Genomic DNA, 12982 nt, shown 5'->3' on the forward strand with positions numbered 1-12982 from the left:
TTTCCCCTAAGCAAACTGCTTTAAAAATCTGACATCATTTTGATAGAACAAGCGTAAATCATTCACCCCATAATACAGCATGGCAAAGCGCTCAATCCCCATCCCAAATGCAAAGCCTTGGTACTTGGTCGGGTCAATACCGCTATCGGACAACACTTTTGGATGCACCATACCGCAGCCCATCACTTCTAGCCACTTGCCCCCACCTGCATAAGTATCGGCAAGAATATCCACTTCCGCAGACGGCTCAGTAAATGGAAAATACGATGGGCGAAAACGCACCGTGAGTTTGCGACCAAAAAACGCCTGCAAAAACTCATGAATCAAGCCTTTTAGCTCAGCAAAATTGGTCGATTCGCTGACGTACAAACCTTCAAGCTGATGAAACATCGGTGAGTGCGTTTGGTCGCTGTCGTTGCGATACACACGTCCTGGGCAGATGATACGAATCGGCAGGTTGCCCTTTTCCATCGTGCGAATTTGCACCGAACTGGTATGGGTACGTAGCACATAATTGGCATTAAAATGCTGTTTTTCAAAATAAAAGGTATCGTGCATGGCGCGCGCTGGGTGATGGCTTGGAATATTTAGCGCTTCAAAGTTGTAGTAGTCGCTTTCAACTTCAGGACCTGTTGCGACTTCAAAGCCTGCTTGACGGAAAAACCCTTGCATGCGCTCAGCGGTCATGGTGACAGGGTGCAAATTACCCGCTTGTTGTCCACGTGCTGGCAGGGTGATGTCAATGGATTCGCTGGCAAGTTTGGCAGCCAAGGCTTTAGCTTCTAAATCGCTTTGCGCTTGTTGTAGGCTGTCATTGATTTGGGTGCGTACTTGATGCAGCATACCGCCGATGGTCTTTTTGCCGTCGGCATCGAGTCCGCCAAGCTGTTTCGACCAAGTGGTCAAATGGCTTTTTTTGCCTGTTAGGGTTACGCGGATGTTTTGTAGGTCTTGGGGGTTTTGTGCGGTGCTGATTAAGGCTTTGGCATCTTGAACAAATTGGGTGAATTGGTCTTGGGTGATATCGGTTAAATTTTCAGAATATTGGATAAGTTTGTCAGTCGTTATTTCTGTCATGAGCGTTGCAATCTTGGTTATCAATAGTGATAGGCATTTTAACTAAAATATGGCGATAAAAAAAGCCATTAAGCTTGCACTTAATGGCTTTTTGAAAAATCGCTTTAAAACAAATTAAGCAGCCAGTGCTTGTTTTGCTTTTTCTGCCAACGCCGTAAAACCTTGCGCATCATGCATAGCGATGTCTGCTAATACACGGCGGTCGATTTCGATGCTGGCTTTTTTCAGACCGTTGATCATACGGCTGTAGCTTAAGCCATTTAAGCGCGCACCCGCGTTGATACGTGCAATCCATAAACGACGGAATGAACGTTTTTTGTTACGACGGTCACGATACGCATATTGACCTGCTTTGGTAACTGCTTGTACAGCAACACGGAAAACACGAGAACGCGCACCGTAATAACCTTTTGCACGAGCCAATACTTTTTTATGACGGCGATTTGCCTGTACACCACGTTTTACACGAGCCATAATTTACTCCTAAAGTTTTGTAATATCAGTTGATTGAATACCTATAAATTATAGGTAAGGACACATACGGTAAACACGTTTCTCATCAGACACGTGTACCAATTTGCATCCACGTAATTGACGGATACGCTTAGGAGATTTTTTGGTCAAAATGTGGCGTTTGAATGCTTGTTTGCGTTTGATACCGTTACCAGTTTTTTTGAAACGCTTGGCAGCACCACGGCGAGTTTTTAATTTCATGATAGCCTCTTGTTCGTTTTTGACAAGGATTAAACATCTTTATCAAGTGAAGTTAACCTGTTTGTCAAAAAATCCTCATCACACTGGATTTTTTGCCTTGAGGTGGGAGGCGATATTTTATCAAAAATCATTCGTGAATGCACGCTAATGTTATCACTAATTTTTCTTTGACATCTATTTTATTGATGTTACTTTAATATTTCTCTACTATAATAGATAAATTATTATTAAGGGCTGTTTGTAGAATTTTTAAAAAATAAATGATATCAATTATTTAAAATAATTTATTTGGTAAATCTATCACGGAATTACATTAATTAAGTTAACAACTTAGTTTATGAAAACTGCGGTTAAATTGGCTAAAAGAGATAGATACACCTTATGTTAGACACAGTTTGCGTTAGTTTGTTTGACCTTAAGGTATTTATCGTGCTCTTAAGTTTCTGAAAAGTTTAATGTGTAATACTCTCTTATCAACATCAACATCATGAGGTTAGAATTCTTGTCAACGTTAAGCACAAATATTGAAGTTGCCCATTTCGTGTTTGAGACCGTCATGCGCGTGCGCAATACCGAAATTGGATTAGCACAACATTTAACGGTTGAAAATTTGGTGGCATTGCTTACCGAAGCCCGTTTTCGTTTTTTATATTCAAAAAGTATTAAGGAGGTTAATGCTGAGTACCAAGGCTTGGTCATTAATCATATCGAGACCCAAATCTTTGATCGGGTACGGGCGCGTGAAGAACTGTTGTTTGAAGTCGGCGTGCAGCATTTAACCGATTTGGGTGGTGATTTTGTGTTCAAAGTTTCGCGGATGTTTGATGGGTCATTGGTGGCGTATGCCAAAATGGGCTTTGTGGCGTATGACTATCGTCAAAGCCAAGAAATCCCGTTATCAGCTACCATCAAAGAAGCCTTAGATGTGAAACCCTTTGAGATTTAGGGCTTGATGAATTATGATAAATGCCCGCATCGTTTGATGGGTGCTTTTTTTTGGCTAAGGCTTGCATAGTATGATACAGGGCGTGAATATGGATTGGCTAGATACACTAAAATTTGATGACAATGGGCTCATGCCTGCAGTCGCTCAAGATTTTCATACAGGGCGCATTTTGATGATGGCATGGATGAATCGCGAGTCATTACGTCTGACTGCTGAAAAAATGCAAGCAGTGTATTGGTCACGCTCTCGCGGTAAATTATGGCATAAAGGCGAAAGCTCGGGGCATTTTCAGCAAGTCCATGAAATCCGCCTAGACTGCGATGCTGATGTGATTGTGTTGTCAGTCACCCAAGTGGGTGGGATTGCTTGCCACACGGGTCGGCAGTCCTGTTTTTATCGTCTGCTTGCCGATGACCGCGGACAGCTACAATGGCAAACTACTGATGCGGTCATTAAAGATCCTGATGCGATTTATGGTGACAACGCCAAACCGATTCCTGAACACTCGCCGCTTTCAAGCAGTTCGACACAAACAAGTAATCCAACAAAAACAAGCAATGCGACACAAACCGCTACGACGTCAGCGGATATTTTAACCGCGTTAGATGAAGTATTGATTGGGCGTAAAAATGCCAATCCTGATAGCTCATACGTGGCAAGCTTATACCATAAAGGTATCAACAAAATATTAGAAAAAGTCGGTGAAGAAACCACTGAAGCCATTATCGCGGCCAAAGATATCAACATTGCCAATGATACTCCTTATGAGACCGTCGCCGATGATACCGCGGTGAAAGATTTGGTGTATGAAATTGCTGATGTTTGGTTTCATACAATGGTCACATTAGCATGGTTTAATATACCGTCTTGGGCTGTCACCAATGAATTGGCAAGACGTTTTGGCTTATCGGGTATCGACGAAAAAGCCGCACGTCAAATCTCTTAAGTAATAGCCCTTAAGTGAGCGCTACTAAGTAAATGCCACTAAACAGTCGATAATTCCTGAATATTGCTGGCTAAAAGTGCGAAAAATTCGCCATGTTTCACACAGTTTTTTGCACACTTATGCCAACGCAATGGTTATGTGTTACACTGCAAATTCATATTGTCCTCACCCCTATTGTCAAGGTTAATCAAAGGATATTCTCATGGGTAGTTTCTCAATCACACATTGGTTAATTTTACTGGTTGTTGTTGTGGTCATTTTTGGCACCTCAAAACTGAAAAATGCCGGTAAAGATTTGGGTGGTGCCGTTAAAGGCTTTAAAGATGCGGTCAAAGATGAAAACGAACAGCATCTGAACAAAAACCGTGTCCTTGAACACGAAAAAGCTGAACTCAATACCACGCAGACCCAACAAGATAAACATAACGTTTAAACTCTAGTCGTTACTTTTTCTTTGGTTTTTTAACCCCTAACTGCCACGGTTGTTATGTTTGATATAGGTTTCTCCGAACTACTGTTATTTGGGGCGATTGCACTGATTGTGCTGGGCCCTGAAAAACTCCCCCAAGCGGCGCGTACTGCAGGTCAGTGGTATGCCAAATTCCGCCGTACGGTTGCAACATTGCAATCAGAAATTGAAGCTGAGCTTGACCTTGCCGAAACGCGCAAGCAAATGCAGCTTGAGCTAGAAAAAATCCGCCAAGCTGAAGTAGATATGAAGCGTGAGATGGAAGCCCTTCGCAGCAGTGTGAGCGAACTACAGCAACATGGCAAAGTGCCTTCGATGCAAGCTCACAATACCCAGTCGGCTGATACAACCCCTAATCTTGGTCATGATACTAACGCAGTTAGTCTGCCTACTGAACCACTCAGCCATGAATCTCCCAGTCATGAACCAACTAATCATTTAGCTGAGCCAACAACGGATACTACCGCGCTTTTACTAGACAAACCATCTGACGAATCTTATCTAGCAGAAACCAAAGCAGACGATTATTTGCTGAGTCTAGAGGCTGATGTCGAAGCCGATGCAGTGGCTAAAGACTTACATGAAGCGCTATTTGCTGCCACTGAGCCAATGTATTATCGTTGGTTTTTGCTCAGTGATTATGACCGTGTCAGACGTCTTCCCAATCCACCGTTTTTACCCAATTATCAAGCCGATCCTCTACTGCACCAATTGCCAAGTTTGGGTGGAGTTGCCCAGTGATTAAGCTTATCAAAACCAAAAAAACGCCTGAACAATTAACCATTGAACAAGCTAAAGCTGATAAACCATCGCAAAACAACACTTTAGTAGATATGCCCATCACTGAGCATTTGATTGAACTGCGCCGTCATTTGATTCACGGTTTTGCGGCGGTATTGGTGATTTTTTTGGCATTGGCGGGCTTTTCGCGGGAAATCTACGATATTTTTTCCGCCCCGTTAACGGCGCTATTGCCAGTCAATTCTTCTATGATTGCAACCGATATCACCTCGTCATTTTTGGCACCGATTAAATTGACGCTGTATCTGGCTGTTATCTTGGCGATGCCGTATATTTTGTATCAGATTTGGTCCTTTATCGCACCAGGGCTATATAAGCATGAAAAACGTATCGCCCTACCCGTGCTATTGTCATCGGTGATATTGTTTTATCTGGGGATTGCGTTTGCCTATTATGTCGTGCTCAAAAGCGTGCTGGCTTTTTTTATCAAATTCTCCCCCGACAATGTGCTACCGATGACCGATATCGAAAGCTATCTAAATTTTGTACTCAAGCTGTTTTTGGTGTTCGGGGCGACCTTTGAGATTCCTGTGTTGACGCTGCTACTGGTGCTGGCTGGGGTAGTGACGGTGGATAGCTTGGCGCAAAAACGCCGTTACATCATCGTGGGTTGTTTCGGTATTGCGGCATTGGTGACACCGCCAGATGGGCTATCCATGATTATGCTAGCTATCCCGATGTGGTTATTGTTTGAACTCGGTCTAGTTATGGCACGGGTATTGGTTAAAGAAAAAGCGTTATTACAGAACAACAGCTAATCTGGCTGGATAAAGCTAAAATCGAATCAACCTCTCATTCATCCCCAGAGAGCAAATAAAGGTTTAGTAAATATAGGTTGAGTAAATAAAGGAAACTGAGCAAAACTTGCCAAATTTTGCTAAAATAGCTCACTTTTCTGTTAGCAATGGCCTTATGTCAAACCCCAGCGTTATCCCCACCCAACCCCTTGTCAACAGCCCGACCCAACGCCCAACGGGTGAGCAGCAGCAGGCTGTCGATATGGCACTCACGCGCCAGTCGTTTAAGGTGGTAGCGTATGCCGGCGCTGGCAAAACCACCACGCTTAACCTGATTGGCAATCAGCTACGTGGTCGCGGGATTTATTTGGCATTTAACAAAGCGATTGCTGCAGAAGCGCAGCGCAAATTCCCCCACCATGTCGACTGTCGCACTTTTCACTCATTGGCATTTCGTCATACCGCTCGCGATATCACCGCAAAGCTGCAACTACCGCGTTTTTCCCCCAGTCGCCTCGCCTCAGATTTGGGCTTGACCCCTGTGCAAGTCAAACGCCAAATTGAAGGCAAAAGCCAGTTTGTAACCTTAACACCAGAGCGACAAGCGAGATTTGTGTCCGATGCAGTGAGCACGTTTTGTAGTACCCATGCCAGTTACCCCGCGCCGCGTCATTTGCAGTTTCCTGACTGGTTGGTTGCCAGTGAAGCTGAGCAGCTGCGCGATACCTTATACCCGTATGTAGAGCGCCGCTGGCAGCAGTCGATTGACCCGCGCCACCCTGCGGGGATTGGGCATGATATTTATCTCAAACTCTGGGCGCTATCTAAACCGGTGATTCCTGCGGATTTTATCTTATTTGATGAAGCGCAAGATGCCGACCCCTTGATGATGGGGATTTTGTCCAATCAGCCCAACCAAGTTATCTATGTGGGTGACGCGCATCAGCAAATTTATGAATGGCGCGGCGCTGTCAATGCCATGAAGCGCCTGCCGCTTCCACAAACCTTGCTCACCCAATCGTTTCGATTTGGCGACCAAATTGCCGATGTGGCGAACGGGTTCTTAAAAGCGCTACAAGAAGAGGTGCCACTGCGTGGTAATCCTGCAATGGCGTCTACCTTAGGCAAAAGTATGGTGCATGGTCAAAAAGATGCCATTCTTTGCCGTACCAATGCCAGTGCGATGGTCAATCTGTTATCTGGGCTTAAAATGGGACATAAAGTTGCGCTACAAGCCGATACAGAGCGTTTGCTCAAATTTAGTCAATCTGCCGAACGCCTAAAAAAAGGACAAGCGGCATATGGCGTGCCTGAGCTTGCCTACTTTAACAATTGGCGCGACGTGCAGGATTATAGCGAGACGAACGAAGGCAGCGATTTAAAAACTCTGGTCAAACTGGTGGATGAACATGGCACCGAAACGCTAAACCAAGCAATTAACAGCTTGACTACACTGGATAAAGCCGACTATATCATCTCTACCGCGCATAAAGCCAAAGGGCTAGAATGGTCGCGGGTGCAAATTGACAATGATTTTTATTATGATGTGACTTCTCAGGCGGTAAAAATCTCCCCCGAAGAGCTGCGCTTATTGTATGTCGCCTGTACCCGCGCCAAAGTGAATTTGGATATTTTTAATATTCAAGATTTGATTCACGGACTCAAAGATAAAAAGGTGATTTATGGCTAGTCACTTATCGCAGTTTAGCCCCGATTTTACCCAGCCGCAAATTGTCCTTGCGCCGATGGAAGGACTGACCGACCCATTGATGCGGGATATTTTAACCAGTATCGGACATTACGACTGGACGGTGAGTGAGTTTATTCGCGTCACCCAGCACGTCCTACCCGCGCATGTGTTTTATAAATTCGTACCCGAACTTTTGCATAAAGATGGTTTAAAAGGCAAAACCATTCACGGCACGCCAGTACATGTACAGTTACTGGGCAGTGAGCCCGACCTGATGGCAGGTAATGCCGTCAGGGCGGTCGAGCTTGGTGCGTTAGCCATTGATATTAACTTTGGTTGCCCTGCTAAAACTGTCAATAGTCACCGCGGTGGCTCGGTGTTGCTCACCGAACCTGAAACCTTGTATCAAATCATCCATGCAGTACGCCAAGCCGTGCCATCGGATACGCCTGTATCAGCAAAAATCCGACTCGGCTATGAAGATACCTCTCTAACCCAAGAAATCGGCGATGCGGTGCAATCAGCCAATGCCAGTTGGCTGACTATCCACGCCCGTACCAAAACCCAAGGCTATAAACCCCCTGCCTATTGGGAGTTAATCGCACCCCTGACGCAGCGGTTAAGCTTACCGATTATTGCCAATGGCGAAATTTGGCAGACTGAACAAGCCATGCGTTGCCGCAAACAAGCAAACACCCCACATATCATGCTCGGACGTGGTGCAGTTACTCGTCCTGACTTAGTCAATCAAATCAAAGCGATGGATAAAAATGACACGGTAAAAAACATGGCTTGGCAAGCGCTACTTAAGCTACAAATTGCGTTTTTGCAAGGACATGCCCGTAGCGACAATATGCTGGTGGGACGTTACAAACAATGGCTGGGAATGTTGACCCAAGGCTATGAAGAAGCCAGCGAGCTTTGGCAAAACGTAAAAAGACAAAAACAGCTTGAGACCATTGTTGCGATGTTGCAAGCACAATCCCAAGCTGGCGATTGCTCATAGCAAATTAGCTCAACCGTATCGCTAAATAAAATAACATCAGCGGACAGGCTAGGCTAAGCGACCAAATAATTGAGCGAAAAGTTGCCCAATTGGCAATATATGCCAACCCATAAATAATCCGTAATATCACATACAACCACGCCAACTGTGTCACCACTGACAGCGGTACAAAAAATAGCAACGCCACAATCACCGCTGCCAAGAATACCGGCAAGGTTTCATAGCTATTTTGCTGGGCGGCATTGGCACGCGCTGCTGCGCCCGTTTGTTTACCCAAAAACTCGCGCGGATTGGCATTGTCTTTGCTTTTAAATCCGCCAAAGACCTTTGCCAATATCGCAAACACCAAGGGCAATAAACTGGCAACCATCATTGCCAGCACCACGCTGCTATTGGTGGCAGGGACAGCACTTAGATAGGGAAACATGCCGTTATTCCCTACCCTTTAACCGTTTTATCAGTCATTTCACTAGAGGTATCATCAATGATTTCATAGTCATGGGTGATTTTGACACCGCCATTTTCTAGCATACGACTGGCTGAGCAGTATTTTTCTGCCGATAACTCGATGGCTTTTTTAACCTGCGCTTCTTTGATAGCATTACCTTTGACTACAAAATGTAAATGAATATCAGTAAATACTGCAGGAATCGTGTCGGCACGCTTAGCCGATAACTGACACTCAACATCGCTCACCGCTTGACGGGCTTTTTGCAGGATACTGACCACATCATAACTGGCACAGCCGCCAAGACCCATCAAAACCATTTCCATGGGTTTGGCACCCAATTTTTCGGTTGAATCCATGATGATTTTATTGCCGTTTTCGGTCACAGCTTCAAAATTAATGTCTTCGTTTTTTAACCAATTTACCGTTGCTTTCATACTGCCCCCAGATGCTTATAATTTTTAAAAAAATATTTTGTATAAAATCAAGCGATATTATGCGCTTTTTATGTCCGTGAAACAATTTATAGCAAATAAACATTACACTTTTGACATAAAAACTGGTTTAATAGTGGGTAATAAAGGCAGTGATTACATTGTCCATGTTTTTTAGCAAAAATAATAAAATAAGCGTCTGTTGGTAGAGATGGGTTTATTCCCGATGATTTGATTGACCAAAACTTTAATAATGGTCTGCAAGGATGTGTGTAAACCTTGTGACCCAAAAAACTTGATAATGTGATTGCCTGCCAATTTTAACCATTAAATTGAAGGTAATCGTCATGATTGATGCAGACGGCTTTCGAGCCAACGTAGGTATCATCTTGGCAAATACACACGGACAAGTACTGTGGGCAAAACGCGTGGGTCACGATGCTTGGCAGTTTCCACAAGGCGGCATTGATTTTGGTGAAACGCCGCTTGATGCAATGTATCGAGAATTGTGGGAAGAAGTCGGACTGTATCCTCAGCATGTCAAAGTGTTGTCACAAACCCAAAATTGGCTTCGTTATCGGTTGCCAAAACGTTTTGTACGACAAGGACAATATCCTTTGTGTATTGGACAAAAACAAAAATGGTTTTTGCTCCAGCTAGATGAGAACAATGTAGAACATATCCGTTTTGATACGGCAAAACCTGAATTTGACCGATGGGAATGGGTCAGTTACTGGTATCCACTTAACCAAGTGGTGGCATTTAAACGTAATGTATATCGCCGCGCCTTGTTTGAGTTATCACCGCAGTTGCCACTCAAAAAAGAATTGTTACTACCCAAAAACGTAAAAATTCATTCCTATTAAACCTAAACAAATAAATCCAAAAAAAGCTCACTTCGGTGAGCTTTTTTTGGCGTATTGTTAGTGACTGTCTAGTATGTCCCATTTCATCCAATAAAAAACCCTTCGCGATTGCAAAGGGTTTTTGACAATAAGCGATTAAACTTATTTTTTGTTACGACCTGCAAATGCGCCGAAACGTTTGTTGAAGCTTGCCACACGACCTTCGTTTTGGGTTTTACGTTGTTCACCGGTATAGAATGGGTGTGAGGCACTTGAAATATCGAGTGCGACGTATGGGTATTCTTTACCTTCGTATTCGCGAGTTACTTTTGATTTGATAGTCGAGCGAGTTAAAAAGTAAACGTCAGCGTTGGTGTCGTGGAATAGAACTTCTTGATAAGCTGGATGGATATCTGCGCGCATGGTTAGGTCTCTAGTCATTATCCTGCCCTTTGGTCTGCAGTTAGTATGCGTGGCATGAATCTTTATTTTGCTAAAAATTCACCCAAACACCCAACCGATTAAAGCCAACACAGGATGGATTGATAAAATTGGAAGCCGAATTTTACTAGATTTGCTTTATTTTTGCAAGATTAATTACATCGGGTTGAATAGGTATTGTAATAGTTGTTGAAAAAACACCTTCAAACTTTGGTAATCTATCAGCGATAGATTTTGGTAACGTTGAGATATGACAACTTTTTAATGGGTTGTTGCAAACGCTGTATGTACCTATGCTATTTAAATCAGTATCATATACGAGTAGTCCTGCATCAGTGAAAGACTTTAACTCGCCATTTTCCCAATTAGCCTTTTCATCACAGTTAAACTTGGTATAAAAATAATTATACAGATAGTCATAATACATTAAGGCTTGTGGTAAAACTGCGGTTGTCCCATTACTAAATAAAACCGCAACTTTCCCATTGTTATCATAGCAAAACCAACCTAAATCATAATCACTCAAACAGAATTCTTTATTCATATCCATTAGATTCTAAATAAATTAAGGGTTTAAAAATTTAACCAATTAGCTAGTTTGTCGTTAGCATCACTGGCTAACGTCCATTTTTGCGGTTGTTTAACATGCGCGTCATTCACAGGTGGCACTTCAAGCACCAGCAGCTCATCACGACGAAATACATGACACACGGCAGGGTCTTCACTAATTGTTTGGTTTTTAGCAGTGGCTTTGAGCCATTTTTCGCTCGCCTTTAACCCATCAATTGCCACGATGACGTCATTAGCAGAAATCCCTGCAGCGGCGGCTTGGCTATTTCGCACAACACGTTGCACTTTTAGCCCAGTAGGCTCGCTCATATATTTCATGCCCCAAGTAATATCATCGTCTTTTTGTTCAATACTCACACCCTGTTCTGACAACAGTTCAAATAGCGGTAATTCTGTCGTGCCGTCGATATAATTGGCTCTAAAATCTTGCCAAACCTCTTTGGGTAAGCATTCATTCATGACGTCATCTAGATTGGCGTCCGTCATACCAAAACGGCGATTATCTTGGGCTCTGGCTTTGTCATAAAAAACTTTTATCACATCAAAAATACGTTTGCCGTGGTTTATCAAAGTCAAGTCTAAACATAACGCCACCAGCGCGCCTTTGTTGTAGTAGCTAATCCCGGCGTTGGCGGTGTTCTCATCGCTACGATATAGCTTTATCCACGCATCAAAGCTTGATTCTGCCACGCTTTGCAAGGCGCGTCCGTGGGTTTGATAGTAGCGATTGATTTGTTCAGCAAGCAGTTTAAGATAGCTATGTTGCGAAATAACCCCGCTTTTTTGTAGCATAAAATCATCCACATAACTGGTAAAGCCTTCAAACACCCATAGCAAAGTGGTGTAAGTCTCTTGATTAAAATTGGCGGTTAAAAATACTTCGGGACGCACGGTTTTAACCCACCACGCATGAAAATATTCATGGCTACACAAGCCCAAAAAGCGTTGATAACTCTCGCTTGGCTCAGTTTGTTCAAAAAATGTGGGTAGGTCATCTCGTGGGGTAATCAAACTGGTACTGGCAAGGTGCTCAAGCCCGCCATAGTCGCTTGAAGTTGCCATGGTCATAAACAGATAATCATCAAACGGCGTATCACCGAGCCAATCAACATAGCTTTGACAAATTTTGCTAAGGTCAGTTTCTAGCCGTTCAAGGTCGCTGTGCTGCACGCCAGAAATCACAAATCGGTGGGCAATGGTGTTTTCGCCACTTTTTACATCGAACCAAAATTCATCTTGCTCAGCAATTTCAAACGGGCTGTCAGTAAGTTGCTCGTAGTTGTTGGCAGTTAGCTGATAGATGGTTTGTTTGGCTTGTTGGTGCATTTTTTCCGGTAAGGCGGTGGCTAGGCTGACTTCCACACCGTTTACCTCATAAAAGTCTTGCGGGCAAATGAGTTCGGCTTTAATCGCTTGGTTTTCTTGCCCTTGTACCGCTAATGCTAGAGAGGTGAAGTTGCCGTACAGGCGAGTTTCATCGACATATGCCCCACGCACCGATAAGTCATAAGCATAGACTTCATAAGTGACACTAATGCGGTCGCCTTGTTTGGCGTGGATTTGCCAGTGGTTTTTATCCAATTTTTTAAGGCGTTGATTGTTCTTGGCGTTGGTGTCATGAATGGTGGCGGTGACAGCCGTAATGTGTTTGCTAAATTCTCTAATCATATAACTGCCCGCAATCCAAGCAGGTAGCCAAACGATTGGGTTGTCGTTGTCTGCAGTAAACGTAAGCGTGACATCGACAAGGTGTTCACGAAATTTTTTAAAATCGAATTGGTAATGAATTTGGGACATTTTTTATCAGCTTTTTAGTGATTATATTTAAACATTGAAACAGGGTTACATTTTAGCAGAT

Annotated in this window: 16 protein-coding genes; 8 read left to right on the plus strand and 8 right to left on the minus strand. The window is 43.5% G+C overall.

Features of this window, described 5'->3' with window-relative positions; all coding sequences use genetic code 11:
• Nucleotides 1–6 precede the first annotated feature (6 nt).
• The 3 genes from pheS to rpmI form a co-directional block, all read right to left on the minus strand.
• Nucleotides 7–1077 carry a phenylalanine--tRNA ligase subunit alpha gene (gene pheS / locus RNZ41_RS09565; protein ID WP_065262705.1) on the minus strand — a complete coding sequence of 357 codons (1071 nt, stop codon included), beginning with the start codon at nt 1075–1077 and terminating at the stop codon, nt 7–9.
• Nucleotides 1078–1191: 114 nt separating this feature from the next.
• A complete protein-coding gene (gene rplT / locus RNZ41_RS09570) occupies nt 1192–1551 on the minus strand; it encodes a 50S ribosomal protein L20 (RefSeq protein ID WP_007117209.1) in 360 nt (119 codons plus the stop codon).
• A 48-nt stretch (nt 1552–1599) separates the two neighbouring features.
• Nucleotides 1600–1794 carry a 50S ribosomal protein L35 gene (rpmI, locus tag RNZ41_RS09575; RefSeq protein ID WP_036604595.1) on the minus strand — a complete coding sequence of 65 codons (195 nt, stop codon included), beginning with the start codon at nt 1792–1794 and terminating at the stop codon, nt 1600–1602.
• Nucleotides 1795–2293: 499 nt separating this feature from the next.
• Here rpmI and RNZ41_RS09580 point away from each other — a divergent pair, with 499 nt between their 5' ends.
• From RNZ41_RS09580 to RNZ41_RS09610, 7 genes are all read left to right on the plus strand, one after another.
• On the plus strand, nt 2294–2737 hold the full coding sequence (locus tag RNZ41_RS09580; protein ID WP_007117211.1) for an acyl-CoA thioesterase: 444 nt from the start codon (nt 2294–2296) through the stop codon (nt 2735–2737).
• Nucleotides 2738–2825: 88 nt separating this feature from the next.
• Nucleotides 2826–3683, plus strand: coding sequence for a phosphoribosyl-AMP cyclohydrolase (gene hisI, locus RNZ41_RS09585; RefSeq protein WP_314027176.1), 858 nt, complete (start codon nt 2826–2828; stop codon nt 3681–3683).
• A gap of 202 nt (nt 3684–3885) precedes the next feature.
• On the plus strand, nt 3886–4116 hold the full coding sequence (gene tatA / locus RNZ41_RS09590) for a Sec-independent protein translocase subunit TatA (RefSeq protein ID WP_007117213.1): 231 nt from the start codon (nt 3886–3888) through the stop codon (nt 4114–4116).
• Nucleotides 4117–4170: 54 nt separating this feature from the next.
• Nucleotides 4171–4893 carry a Sec-independent protein translocase protein TatB gene (gene tatB, locus RNZ41_RS09595; protein ID WP_284034528.1) on the plus strand — a complete coding sequence of 241 codons (723 nt, stop codon included), beginning with the start codon at nt 4171–4173 and terminating at the stop codon, nt 4891–4893.
• Nucleotides 4894–4985: 92 nt separating this feature from the next.
• Nucleotides 4986–5711, plus strand: a complete 726-nt coding sequence (gene tatC, locus RNZ41_RS09600; RefSeq protein ID WP_081454577.1) for a twin-arginine translocase subunit TatC — start codon at nt 4986–4988, stop codon at nt 5709–5711.
• Nucleotides 5712–5865: 154 nt separating this feature from the next.
• Nucleotides 5866–7380, plus strand: coding sequence for a UvrD-helicase domain-containing protein (locus RNZ41_RS09605; protein ID WP_314027177.1), 1515 nt, complete (start codon nt 5866–5868; stop codon nt 7378–7380).
• Complete coding sequence (locus RNZ41_RS09610) at nt 7373–8386, plus strand: tRNA dihydrouridine synthase (protein ID WP_096488417.1); 1014 nt, start codon at nt 7373–7375, stop codon at nt 8384–8386. Before RNZ41_RS09605 ends, RNZ41_RS09610 begins: the two co-directional genes overlap by 8 nt.
• A 4-nt stretch (nt 8387–8390) precedes the next feature.
• Here the strand turns inward: RNZ41_RS09610 and RNZ41_RS09615 are convergent, their stop codons facing one another.
• Together RNZ41_RS09615 and RNZ41_RS09620 are read right to left on the minus strand one after the other, a co-directional pair.
• Entirely contained in the window at nt 8391–8813 is a 423-nt protein-coding gene (locus RNZ41_RS09615; protein WP_007117218.1) for an MAPEG family protein, read from the minus strand.
• 11 nt (nt 8814–8824) lie between these two features.
• A complete protein-coding gene (locus tag RNZ41_RS09620; protein ID WP_096488416.1) occupies nt 8825–9271 on the minus strand; it encodes an OsmC family protein in 447 nt (148 codons plus the stop codon).
• Between the two features lie 344 nt (nt 9272–9615).
• Here RNZ41_RS09620 and RNZ41_RS09625 point away from each other — a divergent pair, with 344 nt between their 5' ends.
• On the plus strand, nt 9616–10134 hold the full coding sequence (locus RNZ41_RS09625) for an RNA pyrophosphohydrolase (RefSeq protein WP_036596083.1): 519 nt from the start codon (nt 9616–9618) through the stop codon (nt 10132–10134).
• Nucleotides 10135–10275: 141 nt separating this feature from the next.
• Here the strand turns inward: RNZ41_RS09625 and RNZ41_RS09630 are convergent, their stop codons facing one another.
• The 3 genes from RNZ41_RS09630 to RNZ41_RS09640 all read right to left on the minus strand — a co-directional run bounded on the left by RNZ41_RS09630 (nt 10276) and on the right by RNZ41_RS09640 (nt 12921).
• Nucleotides 10276–10536: a type B 50S ribosomal protein L31 gene (locus tag RNZ41_RS09630; protein ID WP_007117222.1), complete on the minus strand. Its 261-nt coding sequence runs from the start codon at nt 10534–10536 to the stop codon at nt 10276–10278.
• Nucleotides 10537–10681: 145 nt separating this feature from the next.
• Nucleotides 10682–11098, minus strand: coding sequence for a hypothetical protein (locus tag RNZ41_RS09635; protein WP_135888601.1), 417 nt, complete (start codon nt 11096–11098; stop codon nt 10682–10684).
• Between the two features lie 29 nt (nt 11099–11127).
• On the minus strand, nt 11128–12921 hold the full coding sequence (locus RNZ41_RS09640) for a M61 family metallopeptidase (protein WP_314027178.1): 1794 nt from the start codon (nt 12919–12921) through the stop codon (nt 11128–11130).
• Between the last annotated feature and the right edge of the window lie 61 nt (nt 12922–12982).

Origin of the sequence: Moraxella sp. DOX410, assembly GCF_032248735.1 — a bacterium.
GTDB classification, from domain to species: Bacteria; Pseudomonadota; Gammaproteobacteria; order Pseudomonadales; family Moraxellaceae; genus Faucicola; species Faucicola tetraodonis.